Genomic DNA, 25,933 nt, shown 5'->3' on the forward strand with positions numbered 1-25,933 from the left:
GCGCTCCGACTGGAAGGCCCGCGATGAACACGACCTCCGCTCCCCCTCCGACCGCCCTGTGGGCACTGCGGGCCGCGGTGCTCCTGCACCTGGCCGCCGTGCTGTGGGAGGGCGCCACCGCGGGTCAGCTGGTGACCTTCAACACCGACGCCCTGCCCCTGCACTACTACGGCGCCTTCGGGGTCCATGTGGCCGCGGGCGCCCAGGTCCTGGCCGCGTGGTGGGTGTGGTCGGGTACCGGCCGCGCCCCGCGGGCGCCCAGAACGGCGCTGGCGGTGAGCCTGGTCGCCTTCGTCCTGGGCTTCGTCCAGGCGGCCCTGGGCACCTACGGCCCGCTCCAGGCCCACGTGCCCGCGGCGATGGTCCTGACCGGTCTGGTGGTCTGGGCCGCCGTCCTGTCCTGGTCGCCCGGGCTCCGGCGGACGCCGGTCGGGGCCTGACGGCGCGGACGCGGGTCGCGTCCGAGGAGGGTGGACCGACGCGGACCGCGTTCCGGCCGCGGCCCTACGGCGTGCCCGCTCCCGGCGCCGCCGACCGGACACGTACTCCAACAATGTGTTGCCTATTGACAACCACATAGACGGAACCAGCCTCCAGGTGTTGCCATCAGAGCTGGTGTCCGCCCGAACCCGGCGGGCGCGAAGGACGAGCTGGAGAGCCGACATGAACGTTTCCCGCCCCCTGGGGACGGCCGTCGCGGTGGGCTGCGCCCTGGTGCTGGCGACCGGATGCACACTCTTCGGGGCCGGCCCCGAGCCGGTCTGCTGCGCACCACCACCGGAGGACACGGTCGACTACGGCGAGGGCCCCTACGTACGGGAGGGGCTCTTCGGCGCGCACGACTTTCCCGCCCGCGTCGCGGTGCGGCACGTCGAACGGTGGGAGGACCGGAGCGTCCTGCGCTTCACCATGACCCCGACCGGCGGGACCGGCGAGTCCCACATCTTCCAGATGTACGCGTTCGGCCGCGGGCTGACCGGCCGCGACTGGGCCTTCGACCTCATCGACCCGGTCAACGGAGCGCACTACGCCCCGCTCCTGAACGCCGACGACGCCACCATCGGCAGCCCCATGCCCAACGCGTGGGTCCCCGGCGCGGACTACGAGATCGAGGTCCACTTCCCGCCGATCCCCGACGGGGTGGAACGCGTGTCGGTGCACTCGGCCAGCACCGCCGGGGAGTTCACCGGCATCCCCGTGGTCGACGGCGGGCCCCCCGCCGAGCCGCCCTCGGACAGCGCCGACCACGCCGACATCGAACCGGGCGACACCGTCCGCATGGAACTGCGCGACACCGGGATCGCCGGAGACCCCCAGGACCGCGTCAACGACCTGTACACGGTCACCGACCGGCCCGACCGGACCGACAGCCGGGGCGACGACGAGGCCGTGGTGGCCCTGCGCGCCGACGTCCTCTTCGACCTGGACGAGGCCGAGCTGACCGGGGCGGCCCGCGCCACCCTGAACGAGGTCGCCGAGGAGACCCGCGCCCAGGCCGACCCCTCACGGCCACCGATCAGCATCGTCGGGCACACCGACGGGCAGGGGGGCGACGCCTACAACCAGGACCTCTCGGAGCGCCGCGCCGCGTCGGTCCGCGCGTTCCTCGCCGAGGAGCTCGGCGCCGACTACGAGTACGAGACCGAGGGCCGGGGCGCCACCGAACCCCTGGTCGAGGAGGGCGGCGAGGACATCGAGGAGGACCGGGCCGCCAACCGGCGGGTCGAGATCTCCTACCGGCTCCTTCCCGAGGAGGAGCGGGAGCCCGCGGGACCGGAGTCCTCGGAGGGGACCGACGCCACCGTCTCCGCGGCCCCGGCCGACGGCGCCGCTCCCCCGGCCCCGTTCCGCCCCGACGACGGCGCGGTCGTGGCCACCGGCAGCACGGAGTTCCTCAGTGACAGCGCCGGATACGACCTGGACGTGTACCCCATGTACCGGGACGGCGCCTACCTGGTGGGGGTCTTCGAACTCGTCCACGACGGCGACGACGGATCGGTCCCGCCCGTCGTCTCCCCGCTCGCCGCACCCGAGCACCCCGGCGGCGACTTCACACGGCTGTCGGTGTCCGTGCCCGGCGACGAGGAGAACCTGCGCGGGGTCCGCGTCGGAGCGGCACGCGCCGCGGAGGACGGCGGCGCACCGTTCGTGGCGCTGCGCGAGTCCGACCCCTTCCCCGCCGGTGGGGAGAGCCGGCGGCTGTTCGTCTACTTCCCCGCTCCCGCCGAGGAGGTCACCGAGGTCGACCTGGACGCCGGGCCGTTCGGTGAGTTCTCCGGCGTCCCGGTCGGGTAGCCCCGCAGAACGCGTGTGGCGGCGCCCCGTGCGGGACGCCGCCACACGTGGGCCGGAGGGGCCTCAGCCCAGCAGGTTCGCGATCAGCGGGTCGACGGTGACCGCCACGAACAGGAGCGCCAGGTAGGCGTTGGACAGGTGGAAGAAGCCCATCGTCTTGAGCCTGGCCCCGGTCACCCCGGCCATCGAACGGCTCAGCAGGCGGTGCGCCTGACCCACCAGCAGCGCGCCCAGCACCAGCGCGACCACACCGTAGAACCAGGTGGTGCCCGCCACCGGCCAGAAGATCAGCGACACGACCACGGTGGCCCAGCTGTAGAGCACGCACTCCAGGAGCACCCGGCGGTCGCTCGCCACCACGGGCAGCATCGGGACCTTGGCCGCCGCGTAGTCCTCGCGGTAGCGCATGGCCAGCGCCCACGTGTGCGGGGGCGTCCAGAAGAACACCACGAGGAAGAGCACGAACGGGGCCCACGACAGTCCGTTGGTGACGGCCGCCCAGCCGATGAGGACCGGCATGCACCCGGCGATACCGCCCCACACGACGTTCTGCGCGGTGCGCCGCTTGAGCAGCATCGTGTAGACGAAGATGTAGAACAGGATCGCGAAGACCGAGAGTGCGGCGGAGAGCCAGTTGACGAGAACGGCGAAGCCCACGGTGGAGCCCACGGCGAGCACCAGCCCGTAGGTGAGGGCTCCGCGCGGGGTGACCAGGTCCATCGCCCCCGGACGCTGGCGGGTTCGGCGCATCTCACGGTCGATGTCGCGGTCGATGTAGCAGTTCATCGCGTTCGCGCTGGCCGCCGACATGGTGCCGAACAGCAGGGTCGCCACCGCGGTCCACAGCGGCGGGATGCCTCCGGCCGCGACGAACATCACGGGGATGGTGGTGATGAGCAACAGCTCGATCACGCGGGGTTTGGAGAGGGCGACGTAGGCGCGCACGTGATCGCCGAAGGAGGCCCTGCGGGGGGCCTGGGGAGCGGCGGTGTCGGCGGCGCCGGTGTGCGGGGAACGGTCGGCGAGGGCCATCAGCACCGCGCCCCCGGTCGGCTCGCTGGCGTCCCCAACGGGGGTACCGGCTCGGTTTCGGACACGCGGATACCTCGACAAGTCTAAGGGTCTCGACACTGCTCGCCATGCGGGGTCGAACGGACCGACAAAGCGTCTGGATCGGCGGAAACCCCGTCAACGACATACTGTAGTACTTCCTCGCGAACCCTGGGGACGAGCCCCCGGGCAACGGAAAGCCCCAGGTCCACGCGGTACCGGGCGGCGGGGGTCCAGCGGGTGTAAGCAGGGTCGCACACGCCCGCGCACGCCGCCAGCGTGCCACGCGCCGCTCGGAGCCAGGCATGGGCCGGTTCCCTCGCCCGACACGGCACCAGGTGGACGTCGACGCTCCGGTCGCGGACACGGTGCAGCTCGACGCGGGGGACGCCGTCGTCGACGCCCGGCACCCCGGCCAGCGCCTTGAGGGCCGACAGGACGTCGATGATGACCGTCGGCGGCGCCCGCTGCGGCAACCGCCTGGCCACGTACAAGGCCGTGGCGCCCCGTCCGGCATCACCGACCGCCCGGGTGGGACGAGCCTGGGCACGGCCGCTCCCAGCCGGTTCTCCGCCTCGGTCATGGCCGCCCCGCGCTGTTCGAGGTCGCCGTGGAACACGGCCGAGGTCTGGGGTGTCGCACCGCCGCGGACCTTGCGCAGCCACCCGTGCGGCTGGAGCGCGTCCAGGTCGCGGTGGACGGTCACCGGACTGACGTCGAACTCCTCAGCGGGCGCGCCCACGCGGACGAGCCCGGCGTCGGCGACCCGTTCCCGGACGCCCGACTGCCGGACGGTGCCGGGCGGCGCCCGGCGCCGTCCTGGTCGACTACGACGCCGTCTGCCGCGCCCCGGGGTCGGGGCGCGGGCGCCCCGTTCCCCCGAGAGACGGAACACACCGTCGAGGGGGCCGCACCGGGCCGTTGGACTCGCCGGTCCGCGATGGACGGTGTCGGGTAGCGCCTCACCCAGGCGCGGACGATAGGCTCACAGTTGGCCGTACCTGTCGGGATTCCCTCGACCGTCGCGATGGTTGCACTGGGTGACCTCGCGGCCGGGGGCACCGCCGCCCCACGGCACCACCCAGGGTGATCCACCCCGCCAGGTCCTCGGCCCCGCCTCCCGGCGGGCCGCGCCGGGCACCGACCGCGGTTCCGGCGACCGTACGCCCACAACCTCACGCACACCGGTGCCGAACGGGTACCCGAGAAGGAGAACGAAAGTCCGTGAACGCCCACACGCCGCACGAACTTGAGTGGTCGGACCTCGACCTCCGCGCCGTCGACACCGTCCGGGCCCTGGCCATGGACGCCGTCGAGAAGTCGGGTAACGGGCACCCCGGCACCGCCATGAGCCTGGCACCCGCCGCCTACCTGCTGTTCCAGAAGGTCATGCGGCACGACCCGACCGCCCCCGAGTGGGTGGGCCGGGACCGGTTCGTGCTCTCCTGCGGCCACTCCAGCCTCACCCTCTACATCCAGCTCTACCTCGCCGGATACGACCTGGGCCTGGACGACCTCAAGGCGCTGCGCCAGTGGGACAGCCGTACCCCGGGCCACCCCGAGTTCGGCCACACGCCGGGCGTGGAGACCACCACCGGACCACTGGGCCAGGGCATCGGCAACGCGGTCGGCATGGCCATGGCCGCCCGCCGCGAGCGCGGTCTGTTCAACCCCGAGGCCGGTCCCGGCGCCAGCCCCTTCGACCACCACGTCTACGCCATCTGCTCCGACGGTGACGTCCAGGAGGGCGTCAGCCACGAGGCGAGCGCGCTCGCCGGCACCCAGCGGCTGGGCAACCTCATCGTGATCTGGGACGACAACCGGATCTCCATCGAGGACGACACCCGCGTCGCGCACACCGAGGACGTGGCCGAGCGCTACCGCGCCTACGGCTGGCACGTCGAGGAGGTCGACTGGACCGCCTCCGGCGAGTACCACGAGGACGTCCAGGCCCTGTACGCGGCGATCCAGCGCGGCAAGGCCGAGACCGACCGCCCCACCTTCATCCGCCTGCGCACCATCATCGGCTGGCCCGCGCCCAACAAGCAGAACACCGGCGCCATCCACGGCGCCGCCATCGGCACCGCCGAGATCTCCGCCACCAAGGAGATCATGGGTCTGCCCGACGAGCCCTTCGCCGTCGAGGACGCCGTCATCGAGCACACCCGCAGCGCCCTGGACCGGGGCCGCCGGGCGCACGCCGAGTGGGAGTCCGCCTTCCAGGCCTGGCGCCGGGGCGCCGGCGAGCACGGCGACCTCTTCGACCGGCTCCAGTCCGGCAAGCTGCCCGCGGGCTGGGAGGAGAACCTGCCCGTCTTCGAGGCCAGCGAGAAGGGCATGGCCACCCGCAAGGCCAGCGGCGAGGTGCTCAGCGCCGTCGCCCCCGTCCTGCCCGAGCTGTGGGGCGGCTCCTCCGACCTGGCCGGGTCCAACAACACCACGCCCAAGGGCGAGCCCTCCTTCCTGCCCTTCGACCGGGCCAGCACCATGTTCCCGGGCAACCCCTACGGCCGCGTGCTGCACTTCGGCGTGCGCGAGCACGGCATGGGCTCGATCCTCAACGGCATCGCCCTGCACGGCCCGACCCGCCCCTACGGCGGCACGTTCCTGGTGTTCAGCGACTACATGCGCCCCGCCGTCCGGCTCGCCGCGCTGATGAAGCTGCCGGTCACCTACGTGTGGACGCACGACTCCATCGGCCTGGGCGAGGACGGCCCCACCCACCAGCCGGTCGAGCACCTGTGGTCGCTGCGCGCGATCCCCGGCCTCGACGTCGTCCGCCCGGCCGACGCCAACGAGACCGCGGTCGTCTGGCGCAAGGTCCTGGAGACCACCGACCGCCCGGCGGCGCTCGCCCTGACCCGCCAGAACCTGCCGGTCCTGGACCGCACCGAGTACGCGCCCGCCGAGAACGCGGCCCGCGGCGGCTACGTACTCGCCGAGGCGGGCAACGGCTCCCCGGAGGCGATCATCATCGCCACCGGCAGCGAGGTGCCGATCGCCCTCGCCGCCCGCGAGGAGCTGGAGGCGGCCGGCACGCCCACGCGCGTGGTCTCCATGCCCTGCGTGGAGTGGTTCGAGGCCGAGAGCGCCGAGTACCGCCAGAGCGTCCTGCCCGCCTCCGTGCGCACCCGCGTGTCGGTCGAGGCCGGGATCGCCATGGGCTGGCGCTCCTACGTCGGCGAGGCCGGTGAGTCGGTCAGCCTGGAGCACTTCGGCGCCTCCGCGCCCTACCAGACCCTGTACGAGAAGTTCGGCATCACCTCCGACGCCGTGGTCGCGGCGGTCCGCGACAGCGCCGCCAAGGCCGGACGCTGACGTCGCGGGCCCCGCGCCGAGACCCGGCGCGGGGCCCGCTCCCTGTGTGTACCGGGCGCCGGACGCCCATGAGGAAGGCACGAGACACCATGAGCCACACACCACTGAAGGCCCTCTCCGAGGCGGGCGTGTCCGTCTGGTTGGACGACATCAGCCGGGAGAGGCTGCGCACGGGCAACCTGGCCGCCCTGATGTCCACCCACCACGTGACGGGTGTGACCTCCAACCCGACGATCTTCGACAAGGCGCTCGCCGAGGGCGACGCCTACGACGAACAGGTGCGCGAACTCGCCGCGCGCGGCGTGTCGGTCGACGAGGCCGTCCGGCTGCTCACCGCCTACGACATCCGCTGGGCCGCCGACACCCTGCGCCCGGTCTACGACTCCACCGACCGCGTCGACGGCCGGGTCTCCCTGGAGGTCGACCCCCGCCTGGCCCGCGACACCGAGCGCACGGTCGCCGAGGCCAAGGCGCTGTGGTGGCTGGTCGACCGCCCCAACCTGATGATCAAGATCCCGGCCACCGCCGAGGGCCTGCCCGCCATCACCCGCGTGCTGGGCCTGGGCATCAGCGTGAACGTGACGCTGATCTTCTCCCTGGAGCGCTACCGCCAGGTGATGGACGCCTTCCTGGCCGGGATGGAGCTGGCCCGGGTGAACGGCCACGACCTGTCCCGGATCCAGTCCGTGGCCTCGTTCTTCGTCAGCCGCGTCGACACCGAGGTCGACAAGCGCCTCGACGCCATCGGCACCGACGAGGCCAAGGCCCTGCGCGGCCGCGCCGCCGTCGCCAACGCCCGCCTGGCCTACCGCGAGCACGAGGAGGTCTTCTCCTCCCGCGAGTGGAAGGCCCTGGCCGACCTGGGCGCCCGGCCGCAGCGCCCGCTGTGGGCCTCCACCGGTGTGAAGGACCCCGCCTACGAGGACACCCGCTACGTCACCGAGCTGGTCGCGCGCGACACCGTGAACACGATGCCGCAGGCCACCCTGGACGCCACCGCCGACCACGCGACCGTCACCGGCAACACCATCCTGGGCACCTACGAGCAGGCCGAGGACGACTTCGCCGCCCTGGAGGACGTCGGCGTCAACCTCACCGAGGTGTTCGGGGTCCTGGAGGACGAGGGCGTGCGCAAGTTCGTCGACTCCTGGGAGAGCCTGCTGGGCGGCCTGTCCGCCAAGCTCGACCGGGCCTGCTGAGCGCCGCCCGGCCACGCGGAGCCGTTCCACGGGCGAGGCGGCTCCGTCCCTGACGAGGGGCGCCGTGGTCCACCGACCGGGGCGCCCGGCCCGGGTCTCCGTCCCCACCCGGACGGGGACCCGGGTGCCCAGCCACCATCCACCGGACACTCTCGACAGAAGGACGAGACCTCGTGAAAGAACCGGTGATGCCCGGAGCGGTGCCCAACCCGCTCCGCGACGCCCGAGACCGCCGTCTGCCCCGCATCGCCGGGCCCAGCGTGCTGGTGCTGTTCGGCGTCACGGGCGACCTGGCGCGCAAGAAGCTGCTGCCCGCCATCTACGACCTCGCGAACCGGGGCATGCTTCCCCCGGGGTTCGGTCTGGTGGGCTTCGCCCGCCGGGACTGGGAGCACCAGGACTTCGCGGCCCAGGCGCACGAGGCGGTCCGTGAGCACGCGCGCACCCCGTTCCGTGAGGACGTGTGGCGCCAGCTGAGCGAGGGCATCCGCTTCGTCCAGGGCGACCTCGGCGACGACGATGCCTTCGACCGCCTGGCCGACACGGTGCGTGAACTGGACGCCCGGCGCGGCACCGGCGGCAACTACGCCTTCTACCTGTCCCTGCCGCCCAAGCTGTTCCCGACCGTGGTCACCCAGCTCAAGCGGTCCGGTCTGGCCGAGGCCAAGGAGGGCGAGGGCCCCGGCGGGAGCACCCCGTGGCGGCGGGTGGTGATCGAGAAGCCCTTCGGCCACGACCTGGAGAGCGCCCGGGAGCTCAACACGGTCGTCGACGACGTGTTCCCGCCGTCGTCGGTGTTCCGCATCGACCACTACCTGGGCAAGGAGACGGTCCAGAACATCCTGGCGCTGCGCTTCGCCAACACCCTGTTCGAGCCGCTGTGGAACCGCAGCTACGTGGATCACGTGCAGATCACCATGGCCGAGGACATCGGTGTGGGCGGCCGGGCGGGCTACTACGACGGGATCGGCGCCGCCCGCGACGTCATCCAGAACCACCTGTTGCAGCTGCTGGCCCTGGTCGCGATGGAGGAACCGGTCTCCCACGACGCGGACGCGATCCGCGCGGAGAAGGAGAAGGTGCTGTCGGCGGTGTCGCTGCCCGCGGACCTGTCCACCGGCACCGCGCGCGGCCAGTACGCCGCCGGGTGGCAGGGCGGCGCCGCGGTGCGCGGCTACCTGGAGGAGGACGGCATCCCCTCCGACTCCGAGACCGAGACCTACGCCGCGCTCAAGCTCATGGTCGACACCCGCCGCTGGTCGGGCGTGCCGTTCTACCTGCGCACGGGCAAACGGCTGGGACGTCGTGTCACGGAGGTGGCGCTGGTGTTCCAGGGGGCGCCGCAGCAGCTCTTCCCCCGCACCGACATCACCGAACTGGGGCAGAACGCCCTGGTCCTGCGCATCCAGCCCGACGAGGGGGTGACGCTGCGCTTCGGGTCCAAGGTGCCCGGCGCCAGCATGGAGGTGCGCGACGTCAGCATGGACTTCACCTACGGGCAGTCCTTCACCGAGGCCAGCCCCGAGGCCTACGAGCGGCTCATCCTGGACGTGCTCATCGGCGACCCGCCGCTGTTCCCCCGGCAGGAGGAGGTCGAGCTGTCCTGGCGGATCCTGGACCCGGTCGAGGAGTTCTGGGCCAAGTCCGGCCCGCCAGAGCAGTACGGCTCCGGCACCTGGGGTCCGGAGTCGGGTGAGGCCCTGCTCGCCAGGGACGGCCGCCAGTGGCGGCGCCCGTGACCGTCCACGACCACGCCGGAGGGACCCGCCGATGACGCTCTACCTGCCGAACACCACGACCGCGGCGATCACCGAGGCGCTCATGGCCGAACGGCACAGTGTCGGCGGCGGCGCCATGAACATGGTCCTCACCCTGGTTATCGTCACCGACGAGGCCGACCACTACGACGCCGTGCGCGCGGCCACCGAGGCCGGACACGAGCACCCGTCGCGCGTGGTGGCGCTGATCCGGCGCGACCCGAGGGCCGAACCGGCGATCGACGCCGAGATCCGCCGCCCGGGCACGTCCGGGCCGGGCGAGGCGGTGCTGCTGCGGTTGTACGGGCCGCTGGGCGAGCACCCCGACTCCGTGGTCACCCCGCTGCTGGTGCCGGACGCGCCGGTCGTGGCGTGGTGGCCGGGAGTGGGGCCGACCGACCCGGGGTCCGACCCCGTGGGGCGGCTGGCCCAGCGGCGCATCACTGACGCGCTACGGGCCCCGGACCCGCTGCGCGACCTCCAGGAGCGGATCGAGCACTACACCCCGGGCGACACCGACCTGTCCTGGACCCGCCTGACGCCGTGGCGGTCGCTGCTGGCCAGCGCCATGGACCAGCCGTGCGGGTGGGTGACCTCGGCGACGGTGACCGCCGAGGAACACTATCCGAGCGCCGACCTCATGGCGGCCTGGCTGACCGACCGGCTGGCGGTGACCGTGGAGCGCGCCGTCTCCGACGGGCCGGGGCTGACCGAGGTCCGGCTGACCACCGACCACGGGGACGTCGCCCTGACCCGGGTGGACGGGAGGGTGGCCACGCTGTCGCGGCCCGGCCAGCCGGACCAGACGGTGGCGCTGGAGCGGCGCGGGGCGGCCATGGCACTGGCCGAGGAGCTGCGCCGTCTGGACGCCGACGAGACCTACGCGAGCGCCGCCCGCCAGCTGGGGTCGTCGCTCGCTGGAAGCGGAGCACAGTGAAGATGAGTGAACCGGAGATCCTCCGTCACGAGGACGGGGACCGGCTCGCCGACGCGGCCGCGCGGCGGCTGGTCGACATGATCGCCGAGGCCGCGCGGGAGGAGCGCGAGTTCCACCTGGTGCTGACCGGCGGCGGGGTCGGGATCAGGACCCTGCGGGCGGTGGGCGACCGGGCCGAGGCGGTCGGTCTGGACTGGTCCCACGTGCACCTGTGGTGGGGGGACGAGCGCTTCCTGCCCGAGGGCGACGCCGAGCGCAACGAGACCCAGGCCCGGGAGGCGCTGCTGGACCGGGTCAAGCTCCCGGTGCACCACGTGCACCCGATGCCCGCCTCCGACGGGATGGACGGGGACCACGTCGAGCACGCGGCCACCCGGTACAAGCGGGAACTGACGGCGGCGGCGCGCGGTGCGGCGCCGGTGCCCCGGTTCGACGTGTGTCTGCTGGGTGTGGGTCCGGACGCGCACGTGGCCTCGCTGTTCCCGGGGCTGCCCGCGGTGTGCGAGGACGAGTCGGCCGTCGCGGCGGTGCACGACTCGCCCAAGCCGCCGCCGCGGCGGATCTCGCTGACGCTGCCGTCGATCCGGTCGGCCCGCGAGGTGTGGGTGCTGGCCTCCGGCGAGGGCAAGGCCGAGGCGGTGCGGTTGGGTCTGGCGGGCGGGGACCCGTGCGAGGCCCCCGTGGCGGGTGCGCGCGGCGCCGAGCGGACCCTGTTCTGGGTGGACGAGGCGGCGGCCTCACGTCTGTGACGCACAGCGAGGTCGCCCCCGGCCGGACAGGTCGGGGGCGACCTCGCTGTCGGTGGGTTCAGTCGAAGAGGTCCTCGGCGCGCTCGACGACCGCCACACGGCGCGCCCAGCCGTGGAGCTCCTTGAGGTCGGTTGAGGACGTGATCCGCTCACGGACCTCGTCGCTGACCCCGATCCCCCTGGAGTCCAGGAATTCGAGAACCGCCTCGGCCAGTCCCTCAGCCTTGCCCTCAGCCTTGCCCTTGGCCTCGCCTTCACGGAAGGGGCGGCCGATCAGTTCGGTCTTGAACTCGTAGTCGCGCAGTTTCACGATCTCCTCCAGGGATCCTCGGGCCGCTGCGGACAGCGCCGCGAGCACGTAGTCAGAGTACAACGAGGAGTTCGACGTATCGAGGCTCCTCAGGGCCACGTACAGGGCTTCGAGCGCGGCCCGGTCCTCGGTCGGGTTGGCGGCCATGGCCAGGATGGTCAGAAGGGGATGGTCCGCGGCCGTCTTCTCGTCGGTGACGGGAGCGAGCCCGTCGAGCGAGAACACCACCGGCTGAACGTGGCCGCACCCCAGGTCGATGGGGTCGCCGTACCTCCCCGCCAGAGCGGAGTCGGGTGTCAGGACCAGCAGGGCGACCGGGCACCTCAGCCGCAGGCGCGTGTACGCCACGTAGGCGGGCCAGGAGTAGTGCTTGCGCGGGTCCCAGGACCGTTGGGGCTCGGTGATGATCGCGAGAACCGCCACGGGTTCGTCGCCTTCGTGCGGCAGCGGAGCGCGCTCGCACACCACCACGTTGTCGGAGTTCAGGTACGGCAACGCGGTACTCGTGGCCTCGGCGGCGTCGCACCGCACCCGGGTGTAGGCGGGCAGGGACTTGCCGGTGACCTCGTGCAGAAGCTCCGCCGCGAACTCCGGATCGTGCCGGATCAGGTCGAGGGGGAACTCGTGTTCGTGTGAGGGCATAGCGGAAAACTATGGCCCCTGCCACCATCTCCGCAGCTCAACGACCAAACGTCCGCATACGACCCATCCGCCCCGGTCCGTTCGGCCCCAGAACCGCGCGCACGAGCGCCCCCGGGTCTCCGTCGCGGCCCGGAGAGGCGCTCGTGCCCTGTCGGACGCCGGTCAGGCCACCGGCGAGGTGCGCCAGAAGACCGGGACCAGGATGGCGGCGGCCAGGAGGTGGGTGAACACCAGGACCGCCTCGGTCGCGGCGGCGCCGCTGACCGACACCGACGGCACGCAGGACACCACGGTGAACACGACCGCCACGACCGTCCACAGCAGGCGGCCCCGGGCGCCGAGGAGGCGTTCGGCCAGGGCGAGCGCGGCCCAGCCGAGGAGGCCGAAGAGCGCCGTCCACAGGACGAAGGCGAACACCGGGACGGGGCCGGGTTCCATCCCGGGCATCTCGATCACCATGTCGACGCCCAGGAACGGGGCCAGCCCGCCGACGACGGCGGTGGCGACGCTGGCCGCGGCGACGGCGCCCAGACGGGGCCGCCAGGCCGTGCGGCGGGTGCGGGCGGTACGGGTCTGAGGGGATGTCGTGGTCATGACGGTCTTCCTCGCATCTCGAAGGTACGGATATGACCGTACGGACCCCTGGTGAGACTTCCTATGCGTCAGACGCTCTGATGTTTACGTGATCGTCTCCCACGCTCGCACTCCGGGATACGATCACCGCATGGACGTACTCAGCGACGTGGTCGGGACGATCCGGTCGGGGCAGCCGCGCGCGGCCCGCGTCGAGTGGCACTCCCCCTGGGGGATGCGGTTCCCGGGGGTGTCCGGTGCCGGGTTCCAGGTGGTGCTCCAGGGGTCGTGCTGGCTGCGGGCCGACGGGAGCGATCCGGTCCGCCTCGGGGTCGGTGACGTGGTCTTCCTGCCGCACGGCCACGGGTACGCGCTGTCCGACCGGCCGGACACCCCCCTGGGCGACCTGGCCTGCGTGTCGTCACTGGACGCGGGCGTGAACGGGGCTCCGGTCAGCGAGTTCGTGTGCGACGCTCAGGGGACCCGTCCGCGCTCGCGGTTCGGCTCGGCCGCGCTCGGCTCCTTCGACGGGGACGCGCCGTCCTGCGTGACCGTCGGAGGGGCGTACCAGACCCGCGCCTCCCGCCCGCACCCGATGCTCGCGGAGCTTCCCGACGTGGTGCACCTGCCCGCCCGGGTGGGCCGGCACCCGGAACTCTCCTGGGCCGTCGACCTGCTGGGCCGTGAGCTGGAGACCTCGCACCACGGCGGCGACACGGTGGTTCCGGCGCTGTTGGACATCCTGCTGATGTACATCCTGCGGGCGTTCCTGGAGGAGCACCGGCCCGAGGCGGCCTGCGGCTGGATCGGGGCGCTGCGGGACCCGGCGGTGAGCGCGGCGATCCGGGCCGTCCACGAGGACCCGGCGCACCCGTGGACCGTGGCGGAACTGGGTGAACGCGCCGGACTGTCGAGGGCGGCGTTCTCGCGGAGGTTCACCGCGATGGTGGGGCAGCCGCCGCTGGCCTACGTCACCTGGTGGCGGCTGACCCGGGCCAGGGCGCTCCTCCGGGAGACGGACGCCCCGATCGGCGCGATCGCGGCGCGGGTGGGGTACGGGTCGCAGTTCGCCTTCGCCAACGCTTTCAAGCGGGAGTTCGGGACCTCGCCGGGGCGGTACCGGGCGGGGCTGTCCGACGCCTCCTGAGCGCCCCGCCCGGACGCGCGGTCCGGGCGGAGCCTTCGTGCCAGGGGCCGAGGTCAGAGCCAGACGAGTTCCCCGCAAATGCGGTCGGCGAACGCCTCCGCGCTGCGGATGCTGTGGAACCCGGAACCGGAGATGGGACGGGCCATGCCGCCTTTGCCGCCCGGGGCGGTCACACCGTAGTAGGCGTGCTCCATGGTGTCGGTGTCCTCGTTCCAGCTGTCCACAAGGAACGCTCGGGGGAGAGCGGGCTCGGGGTCGTTCTGATAGACAGAGTTGAGGTCATGGTGGGGGCTGTCCGGCATCGGTTTCCCTTCCGTGGCCGTTCAGGCCCGGACGGACAGGTTCCAAGCTTCCCGTCCGGGCCGCCTTCGTTTCCGACAATCGGCACAGACAGCCACCAATCCGACATCGCTCCGTGATGACCATCTCACCTTCTGCTAGGGTGTCACCCAGAATCCGATAACACAACTCTGCATCAAAAGATTCTGTAGGTCACTCAGGGGGAACGATGGCGAAGAAGAAGCGCTCCAACCGGATGACCCTGCGCGGCCGTTGGCTGGGCCAGCGGCTCCGGGAGCTGCGGGAGGCCAACGACTTCACCCTGGAACACGTCGCGGAGTTCATGCAGCGGACGAACGGCACGATCAGCCGGTTCGAGAACGGCGTGTATCCGGTGCGTCGCCCGGACATGCTCGCCATGCTCGACCTCTACGGCGTGAACGACCCCCGACAACGCGACGGGCTCCTCAAGCTGAGTGCGAGTGTCTGGCAGTCCGGCTGGTGGGACGGGTACGCCGACGTCTCAGAAGAGTTCGTCGACTTCGTGTGGTTGGAAGAGCTGGCCACCGAGCATCGGCTGTTCGACAACACCGCACTACCCGGCATCCTCCAGACACGAGCCTACGCCGAGGCGGTCATCCGCACAGCGGAGTTCGACGGATCCGACGACCTCATCCAACGAGGCGTCGAACTGCGGTTGGAACGACAGAAGCTGCTCACCCGCGCAGAGCCACCGAGGATCCGTTCCGTATTGGACGAAGCCGTGCTCCGGCGACACGTCGGCTCGTCGGAGATCATGCGGGAGCAACTCGCCCACCTCGTGGAGTGCTCGAAGCTCCCCACCGTGAGCCTGCGCGTCCTCCCCTTCTCAGCAGGAGCACACGAAAGTCCGACGGGTGCGTTCAAGTACTACGTCATGGACGACCCCTATCCCGACCTCGTGTACGCGGAGACACCCAAGGGGGCGGTCTACATCGAGCAGCCCGATACCGAACGACTGGCCGCTCGTTATGATCGATTGTGGGAGAAATCCCTACCAGAAGCCGATTCCGTCGAGTTCATCTCGGCTCTCACCGAGGAGCTACCGTGACCCCCGAGCCGACGTTCCAGCACCTGACCAGCGAGGAACGCGCCGCCATCGACTGGCACATCAGCACGTTCAGCGAGAACGGCGGCGCCGCGTGCGTGGAGGCCGGGGCACTGCGGGACGGGACCGGCCGCGTGGCCGTCCGGCACAGTCACCGCCCCGAGGGCGCCTACATCGTCTACACCCGCCAGGAGTGGGAAGCCTTCACCCGGGGCGTCCGCGCCGGAGAGTTCGACTTCCACGCCTGAGACCACACACGAGCGTGCCCCCGGACCACCCGGTCCGGGGGTTCGCTGTCGCCGGGCTACTCGTCGAGGTACTGGTACCTGTCACTGCCCGGCGAGACGACGAGCCGTCCCTCCCGGATCTGCCACTCGGTCATGCCGTCGACCTCATGGCTGACCAAGAACAGGACCGTGACGCGGTCGCCGTCGCCATCGGAGGCCGGGATCCGCGCGATCTCCCCCATCTGCTCGGCGAGCCGGTCCAGGGCCGAGGCCCGGACGTCGGCGCCGTAGAAGACGTAACCGGTCCAGTTGACGCGCTGGCGGGGCAGACTCCAACCGTTGGAGTAGTGGCCGTCCTCGTGGGAGGAGATGACCTCCCGGACGGCGACGAGTTGCCTCTCGTCGCACTCCAGCCATCCTCTGACCGATACGTAGACGCCCACGAGTGCCCCCAACCGAGCCGGAACGCACGGAATCACGCGGTCCGGCGCAGGACCCCGTGCGACCCGAACCTATCCGACGGTCACAACACACCGGACCAGGACTTGATAGGCAAGCAGTTACTTGCATATAGTGAAGGCGTGGCCGACGACATCTTCAAGGCATTGGCCGACCCCACCCGCAGGAAGATCCTCGACGAACTCGCCGAGCGACAGGGGCAGACGCTGTTCGAGATCTGCTCGCGCCTGGCCATGAATCACCAGATCACCATGTCCCGCCAAGCGGTCTCCCAGCACCTCGCCGTGCTGGAGGCGGCGGGACTCGTCGAGAGCCGACGCGAGGGGCGTTACAAGTTCCACGACCTGAACGCCGCTCCGCTGGAGCGCATCGCCGAGCGGTGGCTCAGGCGCGACACACCACCGGAGGACCGATGAGGATCCACCTGTCCAGCGTCTTCGTGGACGACCAGGACGAGGCCCTGCGCTTCTACACCGAGGTACTGGGCTTCGTGAAGAAGCACGAGGTCCCGCTCGGTGCGGACCGCTGGCTGACGGTCGTGTCCCCCGAGGACCGGGATGGCACCGAACTGTTCCTCGAACCCAGCGGCCACCCCGCGGTCAAGCCCTTCAGGGAGGCCCTGGTCGCGGACGGCATCCCCTACACGCAGTTCGCCGTCGACGACGTCCAGGCCGAGTTCGAGCGGCTTCGGGCGCTGGGCGTCCGGTTCACCCAGGAGCCCGTGGAGATGGGCCCGGTCACCACGGCGGTGTTCGACGACACCTGCGGCAACCTGATCCAGATCATCCACCAGAAGTAACGGCGGGCGGTCACCGAGCCGCACACGGGTGTGCTCCCGAACCGGTCCGGTTCGGGAGCACACCCGTGTCAGGGGCGGTCAGGCCACCGCCGGGCAGGACAGGTCCGCCTCGGGTGCCTCACCCGTGAGCAGGTAGGCGTCGACCGGCTCGTCCACGCACGCGCTCTTGTCGTTGCCGTACAGCGTGTGCCCGGCGCCCTCGTAGGTCACCAGGGTCGCGGTCTCCAGCTGACCGGCGAGCTCCTCGGCCCAGGTGTACGGGGTGGCGGGGTCGCCGACGGTGCCGACGACCACGACCGGCGGGGCGTCGGGGGCGGTGAAGCCGGTCGGCGCCTCCTCGGTGTCCGGCCAGTACGCGCACGGCAGCTGCTCCCACACCAGGTCGGCGCCGAACAGCGGCGACACCTCACTCGCCCGGTCCACGGCGTCCCGGTAGGCGAAGATGTCCGTCGGGTCGTCACGGTCTGCGCAGTTGATCGCGGTCAGCGCGGCCTCGGCGTCCAGCTCCTCCTCGCCGGGCTTGAGTTCGACGGACTCCTCGTCCGCGTAGAGGCCGTAGGTGTTCTCGTACAGGTAACCGAGGTAATGGTCGGTGGCCTCCGCGTCGCCGGTGTCGACGGCCGCGAGCAGGTCGGCGAGGTAGTCCCAGCTCTCCTCGTAGTACAGCTCCATGCCGATCATCGACACCAGGGTGGCGCCGTCGATCGTGACGCCCTCCACCACGGGCGCCTCCCGGTCGAGCGCGGCCATGATGTCGGCCATCGCCGCGTCGGCGTCGTCGGCCCCGGTGAACGGGCAGGCGTCGTCGGTGGCCGCGCAGTCCTCGGCGAACAGCTCCCAGGTGTCCTGGAAGCCGACGGCCTGGTCGTAGGCGACCTCGACGTTGGGCCGGTCGGTCTCCACGGCGCCGTCCAGCACCAGGGCCCGGGTGTTGTCCGGGTACGTCTGGGCGTAGAGCGCGCCGATGTAGGTGCCGTAGGAGTAGCCGACGTAGGTCAGCCGTTCGTCGCCCAGGGCGTCGCGGAGCACGTCGAGGTCGCGGACGACGTTGACCGTGCCGATGTGGGCGAGGAAGTCCTCGCCCACGGTGTCGACGCAGTCGTCCGCGTACGCCCGGGCGGCCTCCTCCAGGGGTCGCAGGTCGGCGCCGGTCAGGTCGGCAGGGTCGGTGCCCTCGAACCCCTGCCGGGCCTCGGCCATCGCGGTCCAGTTCCCGCAGGCGAAGCCGCCGCTCTCCCCCACGCCGCGCGGATCGAAGGAGACCAGGTCGAAGGAGGCCCGGATCTGGTCGGAGAACGACGGGAAGTCCAGCATGTCGAGGCCGGTCACGCCCGGACCGCCCGGATTGACCACCAGCGACCCGACGCGCTCCTCGGTCGACCCCTGGGCGGGGGCCCGGACCACGGCCAGGTCGAGGGTCCGCCCGTCCGGCCGGTCGTAGTCGAGCGGAACGGTGACCGTCCCGCACTCCAGGGCCTCGACCCAGTCAGGCTCAGAGCCCCACTCGACGAGTTCGTCGATCTGCTCGTCGTCGTAGCAGGCCGACCAGTCGATCGTCTGACCGGCGAAGACGGCCGCGGCGTCCGCCGCCTCCACCGCCTCCGGCTCGCCCGGTGTCGGGACACACCCCGAGACCAGGGCGGTCACCGCCGCCACCGTTCCGGCACCCAAGGCCGGGACTCCCCACCGCACCCGCGGCTCCGTTCTGTCCGCGCATCGCACCCGACGCGCTGATGCTCGACTCCGTGGCGCGCCCTCGGAGCGATCCGAGAGCGCGCAGGGTATGGGACGGACCGACCCCGGTTCCGGTTGCGTGTGATCCCCTCCGAGCAGCCGTGATGCCCGACACAGGAGCGGGGAGGAACCGCCGCGTCCCCTCACCTCCTCGGTGGGTACACGCCGTAGATCCACAGAAGGATCAGCGCGAGGGTGGAGAGCGCGAGCAGGAGCAACGGAACCGTGAGGGCCTTCGGCGGAGGACCCCATTTAATGGCCACGATCGAATGCACCAACACTCCGACCGATGTGAGCAACGACAACACGTGAAGTACTAACGGCACATCAACCGGCCCCGATGTCAGACATCCGCGAGTTCGGAATTCCGGCTTCTGACGCAGTCACGGAAAGAACAGATACAAGGACTCTGAGAAAAATCTCAGCGGGAGTCGGGTTCACCTTCCACCCTCCCCTTCCGCCGTTCCGAAACCGCTCCCCGAACCCGAACAAGGAACCCGTACCCAGCGGCGGCCGCGCCGGAGACCAGCAGCACCCATACCCCCGCCGACGCGCCCGTTACGGTCATCTCCCTGATGCAGAGACCGTAGGCCGGGACCACGCAGACGAACATGAGGGTGGGAAGAAACCATCCCCCTGGGTCGGGGGAAGGGTGGAATCCGCGCGACGACAGCACGACGACGAGCGATCCAAGCATGAGCACGGCCAGGACCACGCGCAGCTCATATCCGTCATGGCGCTGGTTCAGCTGCGAGCCGCACAGGAAGAAGCTCATAGAGACGACCATGAGGACAAACCAACGGCTCATCGTCCAACCCCGCCCCCGCGCCGAAAGGAACACGGCGCCCACCGTGCCGCGCGTCTTCGGAAACCCTCCCATGCGGAACGGCCGAACACGGGTGAATGACCGGATTCGGCCACGGAGCGCCCCGGGGCTCACAGACGGCTGACGTCGGTGTCGAACAGGCCCGGCAGCGCCTCGGGCGGCGCCGTGACGACCACCGGGCGCAGCGGTTCCCCGAACGACAGGCGGGCGGACCCCTCGTCCGGCTCCAGCGCGGTGTGCGCGATCCAGGCCACGAGTTCGCGGGCCCGTCCCACGTCCCCGCCCGGCCTGGTCAGCGCCACGACCACGCCCGCCACGTCGCACCGCGACTGCAGGTGCACGGTGGCCGCGAACACGCTCTGCGCCCACGCCCCCGGCGTGACCCCGTGCGACCTGCCGTCGTGCGCGCGGCGCCGCCGCCAGGCGGGCGCGGCCAGACCGACCGCCCGGTCGTCGAAGGTGAGCACCAGGCTCGGCCGCTCCCGCGCGGTCAGGCACGCCTCCGGGTCGGTGAGCGTGGCGTCCATCCACACTCCGACCGGGCCGCTGGCGGCGCGCACCAGCGCGGCGCGCGCGGCGTCGACGAGGTCCGTGTCGACCTGGGTGCGGGCCGTCCGGCAGGCGCGGGCGGCCAGCGACCCGTCCAGCAGCGTGTACCCGGACAGGACGAGGGGCCAGTCGACGGCGGCGCGGCCGGTGAGCGGCAGCACCCCGTGGGTACGGCACACCACCGCGCGGTCGGCGGGCAGCTGGTAGGTGACGCACGCCCCGGCGCGGAGGGCGGCCAGGGCCAGTCCGAGGCTCATCGCCTTGGTGCCGGTGGTGATGTCGGCGACGACCGGGGGCGGGGGGACGGTGTCGGCGGTCTCCTTGGCGATCCAGTCGTGGGCGACGGCGGCGACCGCCTCGGCGTCGGAGCCGTCGACCGGGTCGGCGGTCAGACGCACGCGGTCGCGGTAGCCCGTCTCCCGGAGGAGGGCGGCGTCGGCGGGCGCGGCCGCGGGGTGTTCGGCCGCGTGGAGGGTACGCGCGGCGGACACGCGGACGTTGTCGCGCAGACTCTGCGCCGAGGGCAGCACCAGGGCGCGGGCGGGCCGGTGGGCGTGGACGGCGGTCAGGGTGCCCAGGCGGCTGCCGCCCAGGGCGGTGACCAGGACGGGGCGGTCCTGGGGGCCGGGATGGCGGGGTGGACCGACCGTGGCGGAGTCCTCCGGGGGTCCGCCGCGCGCAGACTCCGGGCCGGGGCCGGGGCCGCGGGCGGCGCGGCCGCGCGGGGAGGGGAAGAACGCCTTGCGCAGGTCGTCGAAGGAGGTGAGCCGCCGCAGCAGGTCGTCGAGGTTCCACACGTGGACGAGCCGGGCGGACAGCGCGGGGTTGTAGTCGGTGATGCTCTCGCGCAGCCCGGGGACGAGGGGACCGGTGTAGACGAACAGGACCTGGGCGGCGGCGCCGAAGACCCTCCGGGCCTTGGCGACGGTCCATCCGGCACGCGCGACGACGTCGCCGGGCCTGGTCTTGGCCTCCACGCACAGGACCCGGTGGCGGTGGCGGACCACGGCGTCGAAGTCGGCGACGGCCCCGGCCGGGTGGAGGGGGTCGGCGACCTGGCGGGCGCCCAGGACCTCGGTGTCGGGCTGGCGTCGCAGATGCCGTCGCAGGTGGGACAGGACGCGCCCCTCGGCGACCACCCCGCGCCTGACGGAGGGGGACATGTCCGGGTAGCGGGCCAGGAGCGCCTGTGTGCCGCCCTGGACGAAGAGGCGGACGGGTTCGGGGTCGCGGTCGTCGAGCCAGCGGGCGCCGTGGACCTCGGCCAGGGTGCGCAGGTCGACACCGGTGGTGGACAGGGGCAGCCCGGGACGGGTGGCGTCGGCGGGGCGCAGGACGTCACCCGCGGCGTCGAGGTAGTGGCGCCACCGGCCGGAGCCGGGGAGGGCGTGTTCGTGGCAGAGGGCGGCGGCCACGCTCATCACCTTGGTCCCGCCGGTGTAGTCGAGGAACCAGGGGCGCCCGTCGTGGTCACGGTGGAGGGCGGCGAGGGTTCCGGCCACGGCGGAGAAGTCGTGCGGGTCGGGCCCCACGCTCAGGACCCGGGCGGAGGCGGGGGCGCCGATCCGCCCGGCGGCGGCCGCGACCCGCAGGGCGGTCGGCCGCGTCCCGTCACTGCACAGCAGGACCAGGTGGTCGGCGGGGAGGGTGAGGCAGGACAGCAGGGCGGGGGTGGGGTTGCGGCCCACGAGGACGACGGCGGTACGGGGAGTGTCCACGACGTCCTTCTCCGACGGGCGGGCTGAGGATCTCCACGCTAGGCCAGGCGGCTCCGCTCCGCCAGGGGGAGCGGGCCGGACGCGGTTTCGGAAGAAGCGAGGTCCGCCGTGGGGAAGGGGCGGCGACGCCGGGGTCACCGTCCCACTGGTTCCGGCCGCACGGGCGCCGGCGATCCGCTGACGACGAACGACCGGCAGGCGGTGACCACTCCGCGCCCGTCCCGGACGAGGTCGGAGGGGACGAGCAGGTCATGGCGCTCGGGGTGGGCCGATCCGACGACGGAGGAGACGATGAACCACACCCCCTCCCGTGGTTCGGGCAGGTCGGCACGGGTACGCCGCTCCGCGACGAGGGGCACCCCCGCGGGCACGCCGTCCGCCTCGGGTATCGGTACGCGTACGGCCTCCACGCGTGCCGGGCGCTCCGCCCGGGGCCAGCTCCGGATCACGCGTGAACGCTCGTCGACGACTGTCACCACATGCGGCGTCAGGTTGACCACCGACATCCGGCGACCTCCGTTCCTCTCGCTCCGCGACGGTCCCCGCGCGGTCGCGGAGGCCGTACCGCACCCCCTTCCGGGGCGCTCATCGCCGTCTCTCGGACACACCGGCACGCCCCGCCCGGACGTTCCGGCGCGACCATACCTGTGACGGGTGGGGCTGGTGTCCGCTATGTGACCCTGGGTGGCGGGAGGGGCCTTCGTGACCGGGTCCAACCGTTGACAGTCCGCGCGAAACCGCCCTACTTTGTGGGCAGACCTCCCGTTGACGCGGGGGTGTCAGCCACGGTCTCACCGACTCTCACACACGCTTTCCCGGAGGGCTGGGAAAGCGACCCGGCCCCGGACCACCCGGGGAGAAGAGTTCGTGAGCACGCACCACTGCTCCGCCTGGGAGCTGTTCGGCTCCGCCGCCTTCCTGCGCGCGTTCACCCGCGTGGTGGGGTGCGGGCCCTGCTCCGCGGACGGAACCGCGCAGGGCTGCGCCGGTCACTCCGAGCAGTTCTGTGACTACGTCGACCTGTGCGCCGAGCACTGCCCGTGCCCGGTGCACGGCGGCGACCCGACCAGCGTCATCGCCGTGCGCATGGCCCGTGCCCTGCCCACGGCGTCCGGCGTCGACCGCACCGCCGCCCACCGGCTACGCGACGCCCTGGACGACGTGCGCCGTGACCGCTCCTACAAGAACCTGCGCCGCGTCTACCCGCAGCCGACGGCGGGCGGGAACGTCCGGTGTGCGTTCTCCGAACGCCCCCGCCGCTGGGCCCAACGTCGCGACGTCGCCCGGGTGGCCGCCGACGTGGTCGACCAGGAGGCGCTGGCGCTGCTGGTGCTGACCGCCGGGTGGGGCAACCCCGCCGCCGACCTGCCCGAGGACATCCAGCCGGGCGAGACCGTCTCCTTCACCGAGGACGGCAACGCCGTACCCGTCGCCGACCTGCACGGCCGCCCGGTGACCGAGGCCAAGGAACCGCCCCTGGTCTCCACCGCGACCGGCGACTACCTGCTACGCAAGCTCGCCGAACTGGCCGCCGGACGCGACGCCGACCAGGGCCGCACCCCCGACCAGCGGCGTCGGCTGCACCTGCGCCAGGTGCTGCCCGGACTGAGCGGCGAGGACGTCGCCCGCCGCCTCACCGGGGTGCTGGGGCGCATGGCGGTGGACATGCCCACCCACTTCCGCCTCGTGCAGAGCGCGCGGGGTCGCGCCCGCAGCGCCCCCTACGTCCCCGTCACGGAGTCCCCCGTGACGGACGGGGACGCCACCGGCCGACGTGAGGTCCTCACCCCGCCGGAACGGGCGTGGCTGGAAGAGGCCGGCCGGGAACTGGCCGAGCGCGCCCAGGCCGCGCGCGGGGACTTCGACGCCGACCCGAGCGGCGCCCTGGACGCCCTGCTGCGCGGGCTGCTGGAGAAGGCTCCCGGAACGCCCGACCGCTGGCGCGGCGCCCAGGACGACCCCGATCTGCGCGCCGACCTGCTGGAGGCGCTGGCCGAGGCGATCGAGGGGTGAGGCCGGGCCCGGCGGCGGTGGCGGGCGCCGCGGCTCCGGCCTTGCGCGCCCGACCGCCCCCGGCGCCGCTCACCAGCCCCCCTCCCGGTCCCCGGCCACGCCGAACCGGACGGTCAGCGGCGGCAGGACGGGGTACTCGGCGAACTCCCGCAGCGACATCACCGCCGTGCGCTCCCATGGCAGGCGGTCGCGCCACCGGCTGGCCAGGCACACGTCCACGGCCTGGTCGACCTCGCGCCACCGCTCGGGGCGGGGTTGGCCGGGCAGCCTGCGGGCCACCAGCGCCGCGCCGAACGCGTCCAGGAAGCCCTGGACCCGCTCCGGTCCGGCGCGCGTGACCCCGGCGGCCGGGTCCAGCGACACCGCCCGGGCCCGCCGGTCGACCAGGTACAGCTCCGGGCGCAGGTGGACGCTCCCCATCCCCAGCGACTTGCCCATGCCGATCTTGTGCGCGTGGGCCGGGTCGGCGGGATCGCCGCCGTCGACGGGGTTGTCGAGCAGCAGGGCGCGCAGCAGCGCCCCGAGCTCCCCGTCGGTGAGGTTGGTGAAGGTCAGGCGCGAGCGGAAGGTGAGCCCGTCGCGTACCGGGACGACGTCGCGCTGGGTGTCCCGGACCGGCTCGGTCCGCTGCCGCCGGGGTATGACCGTGATGCCCAGCTCCTCCTGGGTCCGGGCGTCGTAGCGCACCGGTCGACCCAGTTCGGGGCGGTGCCGGTGCAGGTAGACCTTGTATCCGCCGAGTCGGACGCGGCCCTCGTGCGACCAGGTGACGATGTCGGGCCGGTCCCCCGTGGCCGCGTCGGGACCCTGGAGGAGGTAGTTGGCGAAGCAGCCGCGCTGCGGGGAGAGCAGGCGTACGCGCAGCGCGGCGCCATCGGGGTAGTCCGGGTCGGGATCGGTGCTGAGCGCGTGGCCGAAGGACACCCGGCCCTTGGAGGCGCCCGCCTCCCCGGCGAAGGTGTCGGTGTCGCCGAACATGGCGCGGCACACGTCCACGGGACGGCCCGCCAGGGCGGCCCGGTCGGAGTCGCCGTGCTGGGGGCCCAGGACGTGGGCGGGGACGGCACGGCGGACGGGGTTGTCGTCGCTGACGGCGATCCGGTAGCCGCCCGACCGGCCGAAGGAGACGACGTCGCCGGACAGGTCGACGTCGAACCAGACCGGTTCGAGACCGTTGCGGGGCAGCCCTCCCCCGCTGGCCCCGGCCACCGGCGGCCGGTCGGGCTCGGCGGTGTCCACTCCGAGCCCGTCGGGGAAGGCGACGCGCTGGTAGCCGGTGATCTGCTCGGCCGACTCGAAGAGCGCCACCATGGAGTCGGGGACCGGTGCGCGCCCGCGGCGCAGGTCCGGCGGCCGGGGGAACAGGTAGGCGTTGCGGCGTTCCCCGGCCGCGACACCGGTCAGGACGGTCAGGCACGGGACGACCCCACCGCCGTCGCCGCCCGCCGGGCGCGCGGAACGGGTGTCGAGATAGTCCCGGGCCTCGCGCGCTGTGGGGGCCACGGCGGCCACCCGCCGCTCCCCCGGCAGGTGGACCGCGTGCACCCAGCGGTACTGGAGCCGACCGTGCTGGGCGTGCGTGGTGGGGACGTAGGCGCCCGAGCGCGGCGGGTCGGGGAAGTCCGACACCCCGAAGTCCCAGGTCCGCAGGCTCTCCCGGAGGACGTCGAAGGACACCCGCAGCGCCTGCCCGGCCTCGGCGGTGATCGGGGTGGCCGGGACCTCGACGACGTACCACCGGTCCTCGGTCGGGGAGTGGAAGAGGAACCCCTGTTTGGTGCGCAGGCCGGCACGGCGTTTGCGGTAGTGGGCGTGCTGGTGGGACATGACCTGGCGGGCCCTGGTGGACAGGGCGCTGTCGGCGCTGCCGGGGTCGATGCGCACGGGGGCGCGGAAGAACAGCATGGGGGTGTTGACCGGCCCGGTCTCCCCGCTGGTGAGCATGCGCACGGTGTTGCGCACCAGGCCGCGCAGGGTCGGCCCGGGGATGGCCGGGAGGGTGCCGTCGCCGTACGGGAAGCGGGTGGAGACGTTGACCGCGCCCCGGTCCAGGGTCTGCCCGACGAACGTGGGGGTGAGCGTGGTCAGGGTGAGTTCGATCCAGCCCGAGTGGGTGCCCTCCATCGTCCGGTCGTGGCTGCGCAGGAGGTCGTCGGTGGCGAACCCGGCGTGCAGGTCGGCGGCGGGCATGGGGGTGTCGGCCAACCGCACGAGACCGTAGGGGGCTGTGGCGTGGTACCGCTCCCACCCACGCGGCGTGGATTC

Annotated in this window: 23 protein-coding genes and 1 pseudogene; 13 read left to right on the forward strand and 11 right to left on the reverse strand. The window is 72.4% G+C overall.

The genetic code is table 11. From position 1 onward, the window contains the following. The first annotated feature begins 23 nt into the window (after positions 1-23). Together DVR05_RS14895 and DVR05_RS14900 are read left to right on the forward strand one after the other, a co-directional pair. A complete protein-coding gene (locus DVR05_RS14895; RefSeq protein WP_116246490.1) occupies positions 24-440 on the forward strand; it encodes a hypothetical protein in 417 nt (138 codons plus the stop codon). 223 nt (positions 441-663) lie between these two features. Further along, on the forward strand, positions 664-2,295 hold the full coding sequence (locus DVR05_RS14900) for an OmpA family protein (RefSeq protein ID WP_116246491.1): 1,632 nt from the start codon (positions 664-666) through the stop codon (positions 2,293-2,295). A 63-nt stretch (positions 2,296-2,358) separates the two neighbouring features. Here DVR05_RS14900 and DVR05_RS14905 read toward each other — a convergent pair whose 3' ends face one another. Together DVR05_RS14905 and DVR05_RS27925 are read right to left on the reverse strand one after the other, a co-directional pair. Beyond that, positions 2,359-3,327, reverse strand: a complete 969-nt coding sequence (locus tag DVR05_RS14905; RefSeq protein WP_116246558.1) for a heme o synthase — start codon at positions 3,325-3,327, stop codon at positions 2,359-2,361. 709 nt (positions 3,328-4,036) lie between these two features. Beyond that, positions 4,037-4,240, reverse strand: a pseudogene (locus DVR05_RS27925) (hypothetical protein); the annotation flags it as partial. Positions 4,241-4,569: 329 nt separating this feature from the next. Here DVR05_RS27925 and tkt point away from each other — a divergent pair. From tkt to pgl, 5 genes are all read left to right on the forward strand, one after another. Beyond that, positions 4,570-6,663, forward strand: a complete 2,094-nt coding sequence (gene tkt, locus DVR05_RS14920; protein WP_116246493.1) for a transketolase — start codon at positions 4,570-4,572, stop codon at positions 6,661-6,663. A gap of 89 nt (positions 6,664-6,752) precedes the next feature. After that, positions 6,753-7,862, forward strand: a complete 1,110-nt coding sequence (gene tal / locus DVR05_RS14925) for a transaldolase (RefSeq protein ID WP_116246494.1) — start codon at positions 6,753-6,755, stop codon at positions 7,860-7,862. Positions 7,863-8,050: 188 nt separating this feature from the next. Next, a complete protein-coding gene (gene zwf / locus DVR05_RS14930) occupies positions 8,051-9,601 on the forward strand; it encodes a glucose-6-phosphate dehydrogenase (RefSeq protein WP_116246495.1) in 1,551 nt (516 codons plus the stop codon). Positions 9,602-9,632: 31 nt separating this feature from the next. After that, positions 9,633-10,556 carry a glucose-6-phosphate dehydrogenase assembly protein OpcA gene (locus DVR05_RS14935; RefSeq protein WP_116246496.1) on the forward strand — a complete coding sequence of 308 codons (924 nt, stop codon included), beginning with the start codon at positions 9,633-9,635 and terminating at the stop codon, positions 10,554-10,556. A gap of 2 nt (positions 10,557-10,558) precedes the next feature. Next, positions 10,559-11,305, forward strand: a complete 747-nt coding sequence (pgl, locus tag DVR05_RS14940) for a 6-phosphogluconolactonase (protein WP_116246497.1) — start codon at positions 10,559-10,561, stop codon at positions 11,303-11,305. Between the two features lie 58 nt (positions 11,306-11,363). Here pgl and DVR05_RS14945 read toward each other — a convergent pair whose 3' ends face one another. After that, positions 11,364-12,257 carry a hypothetical protein gene (locus DVR05_RS14945; RefSeq protein ID WP_198659196.1) on the reverse strand — a complete coding sequence of 298 codons (894 nt, stop codon included), beginning with the start codon at positions 12,255-12,257 and terminating at the stop codon, positions 11,364-11,366. Positions 12,258-12,419: 162 nt separating this feature from the next. After that, positions 12,420-12,851, reverse strand: a complete 432-nt coding sequence (locus DVR05_RS14950) for a DUF6069 family protein (protein WP_116246498.1) — start codon at positions 12,849-12,851, stop codon at positions 12,420-12,422. Between the two features lie 130 nt (positions 12,852-12,981). On the opposite strand from DVR05_RS14950, the gene DVR05_RS14955 reads away from it, so the two are divergent. After that, the gene (locus DVR05_RS14955) at positions 12,982-13,977 is read left to right on the forward strand and encodes an AraC family transcriptional regulator (RefSeq protein ID WP_116246499.1); all 996 of its coding nucleotides are present in this window, start codon (positions 12,982-12,984) and stop codon (positions 13,975-13,977) included. A 53-nt stretch (positions 13,978-14,030) separates the two neighbouring features. On the opposite strand, the gene DVR05_RS14960 is transcribed toward DVR05_RS14955, so the two are convergent. Further along, the gene (locus tag DVR05_RS14960) at positions 14,031-14,279 is read right to left on the reverse strand and encodes a hypothetical protein (RefSeq protein ID WP_116246500.1); all 249 of its coding nucleotides are present in this window, start codon (positions 14,277-14,279) and stop codon (positions 14,031-14,033) included. A gap of 206 nt (positions 14,280-14,485) precedes the next feature. Here DVR05_RS14960 and DVR05_RS14965 point away from each other — a divergent pair, with 206 nt between their 5' ends. Both DVR05_RS14965 and DVR05_RS14970 read left to right on the forward strand, forming a co-directional pair. Then, positions 14,486-15,346 carry a helix-turn-helix transcriptional regulator gene (locus DVR05_RS14965; RefSeq protein ID WP_116246501.1) on the forward strand — a complete coding sequence of 287 codons (861 nt, stop codon included), beginning with the start codon at positions 14,486-14,488 and terminating at the stop codon, positions 15,344-15,346. Next, positions 15,343-15,591, forward strand: coding sequence for a DUF397 domain-containing protein (locus tag DVR05_RS14970; protein ID WP_116246502.1), 249 nt, complete (start codon positions 15,343-15,345; stop codon positions 15,589-15,591). Before DVR05_RS14965 ends, DVR05_RS14970 begins: the two co-directional genes overlap by 4 nt. 56 nt (positions 15,592-15,647) lie before the next feature. On the opposite strand, the gene DVR05_RS14975 is transcribed toward DVR05_RS14970, so the two are convergent. Next, positions 15,648-16,013: a hypothetical protein gene (locus tag DVR05_RS14975; RefSeq protein WP_232832148.1), complete on the reverse strand. Its 366-nt coding sequence runs from the start codon at positions 16,011-16,013 to the stop codon at positions 15,648-15,650. Positions 16,014-16,151: 138 nt separating this feature from the next. Between DVR05_RS14975 and DVR05_RS14980 the strand changes: the two genes are divergently transcribed. Together DVR05_RS14980 and DVR05_RS14985 are read left to right on the forward strand one after the other, a co-directional pair. Further along, a complete protein-coding gene (locus DVR05_RS14980) occupies positions 16,152-16,445 on the forward strand; it encodes a helix-turn-helix transcriptional regulator (protein WP_116246504.1) in 294 nt (97 codons plus the stop codon). Continuing rightward, a complete protein-coding gene (locus tag DVR05_RS14985; RefSeq protein WP_116246505.1) occupies positions 16,442-16,828 on the forward strand; it encodes a VOC family protein in 387 nt (128 codons plus the stop codon). Before DVR05_RS14980 ends, DVR05_RS14985 begins: the two co-directional genes overlap by 4 nt. 78 nt (positions 16,829-16,906) lie before the next feature. Here DVR05_RS14985 and DVR05_RS14990 read toward each other — a convergent pair whose 3' ends face one another. From DVR05_RS14990 to DVR05_RS15005, 4 genes are all read right to left on the reverse strand, one after another. After that, positions 16,907-18,499: an alpha/beta hydrolase gene (locus DVR05_RS14990; protein ID WP_232832149.1), complete on the reverse strand. Its 1,593-nt coding sequence runs from the start codon at positions 18,497-18,499 to the stop codon at positions 16,907-16,909. 484 nt (positions 18,500-18,983) lie between these two features. Next, positions 18,984-19,337: a hypothetical protein gene (locus DVR05_RS14995; protein ID WP_157982449.1), complete on the reverse strand. Its 354-nt coding sequence runs from the start codon at positions 19,335-19,337 to the stop codon at positions 18,984-18,986. Between the two features lie 161 nt (positions 19,338-19,498). Further along, positions 19,499-21,655 (reverse strand): CRISPR-associated protein, encoded by a 2,157-nt coding sequence (locus DVR05_RS15000; RefSeq protein ID WP_116246507.1) that lies wholly within the window; start codon positions 21,653-21,655, stop codon positions 19,499-19,501. A 134-nt stretch (positions 21,656-21,789) separates the two neighbouring features. Beyond that, entirely contained in the window at positions 21,790-22,161 is a 372-nt protein-coding gene (locus tag DVR05_RS15005; protein WP_116246508.1) for a hypothetical protein, read from the reverse strand. A 361-nt stretch (positions 22,162-22,522) separates the two neighbouring features. Here DVR05_RS15005 and DVR05_RS15010 point away from each other — a divergent pair, with 361 nt between their 5' ends. Beyond that, a complete protein-coding gene (locus DVR05_RS15010) occupies positions 22,523-23,668 on the forward strand; it encodes a hypothetical protein (RefSeq protein ID WP_116246509.1) in 1,146 nt (381 codons plus the stop codon). 69 nt (positions 23,669-23,737) lie between these two features. On the opposite strand, the gene DVR05_RS15015 is transcribed toward DVR05_RS15010, so the two are convergent. Beyond that, on the reverse strand, positions 23,738-25,858 hold the full coding sequence (locus DVR05_RS15015) for a TIGR03986 family CRISPR-associated RAMP protein (protein WP_232832158.1): 2,121 nt from the start codon (positions 25,856-25,858) through the stop codon (positions 23,738-23,740). Positions 25,859-25,933: the final 75 nt, after the last annotated feature.

The sequence above is a fragment of the Nocardiopsis sp. FIRDI 009 genome (genome assembly GCF_003386285.1).
Classification (GTDB): Bacteria; Actinomycetota; Actinomycetes; order Streptosporangiales; family Streptosporangiaceae; genus Nocardiopsis.

What these genes read in the sequence shown, in the direction of transcription:
- DVR05_RS14995 (WP_157982449.1), bottom strand. Translation starts at nt 19,337, where the DNA reads ATGAGCTTCTTCCTGTGCGGCTCGCAGCTGAACCAGCGCCATGACGGA.
- DVR05_RS14985 (WP_116246505.1), top strand. Translation starts at nt 16,442, where the DNA reads ATGAGGATCCACCTGTCCAGCGTCTTCGTGGACGACCAGGACGAGGCC.
- DVR05_RS14900 (WP_116246491.1), top strand. Translation starts at nt 664, where the DNA reads ATGAACGTTTCCCGCCCCCTGGGGACGGCCGTCGCGGTGGGCTGCGCC.
- DVR05_RS14895 (WP_116246490.1), top strand. Translation starts at nt 24, where the DNA reads ATGAACACGACCTCCGCTCCCCCTCCGACCGCCCTGTGGGCACTGCGG.
- DVR05_RS14950 (WP_116246498.1), bottom strand. Translation starts at nt 12,851, where the DNA reads ATGACCACGACATCCCCTCAGACCCGTACCGCCCGCACCCGCCGCACG.
- DVR05_RS15015 (WP_232832158.1), bottom strand. Translation starts at nt 25,858, where the DNA reads ATGCCCGCCGCCGACCTGCACGCCGGGTTCGCCACCGACGACCTCCTG.
- tal (WP_116246494.1), top strand. Translation starts at nt 6,753, where the DNA reads ATGAGCCACACACCACTGAAGGCCCTCTCCGAGGCGGGCGTGTCCGTC.
- DVR05_RS14945 (WP_198659196.1), bottom strand. Translation starts at nt 12,257, where the DNA reads ATGCCCTCACACGAACACGAGTTCCCCCTCGACCTGATCCGGCACGAT.
- DVR05_RS14935 (WP_116246496.1), top strand. Translation starts at nt 9,633, where the DNA reads ATGACGCTCTACCTGCCGAACACCACGACCGCGGCGATCACCGAGGCG.
- zwf (WP_116246495.1), top strand. Translation starts at nt 8,051, where the DNA reads ATGCCCGGAGCGGTGCCCAACCCGCTCCGCGACGCCCGAGACCGCCGT.
- DVR05_RS15005 (WP_116246508.1), bottom strand. Translation starts at nt 22,161, where the DNA reads ATGTCGGTGGTCAACCTGACGCCGCATGTGGTGACAGTCGTCGACGAG.
- pgl (WP_116246497.1), top strand. Translation starts at nt 10,559, where the DNA reads ATGAGTGAACCGGAGATCCTCCGTCACGAGGACGGGGACCGGCTCGCC.
- DVR05_RS14965 (WP_116246501.1), top strand. Translation starts at nt 14,486, where the DNA reads ATGGCGAAGAAGAAGCGCTCCAACCGGATGACCCTGCGCGGCCGTTGG.
- DVR05_RS14960 (WP_116246500.1), bottom strand. Translation starts at nt 14,279, where the DNA reads ATGCCGGACAGCCCCCACCATGACCTCAACTCTGTCTATCAGAACGAC.
- DVR05_RS14955 (WP_116246499.1), top strand. Translation starts at nt 12,982, where the DNA reads ATGGACGTACTCAGCGACGTGGTCGGGACGATCCGGTCGGGGCAGCCG.
- DVR05_RS14905 (WP_116246558.1), bottom strand. Translation starts at nt 3,327, where the DNA reads ATGGCCCTCGCCGACCGTTCCCCGCACACCGGCGCCGCCGACACCGCC.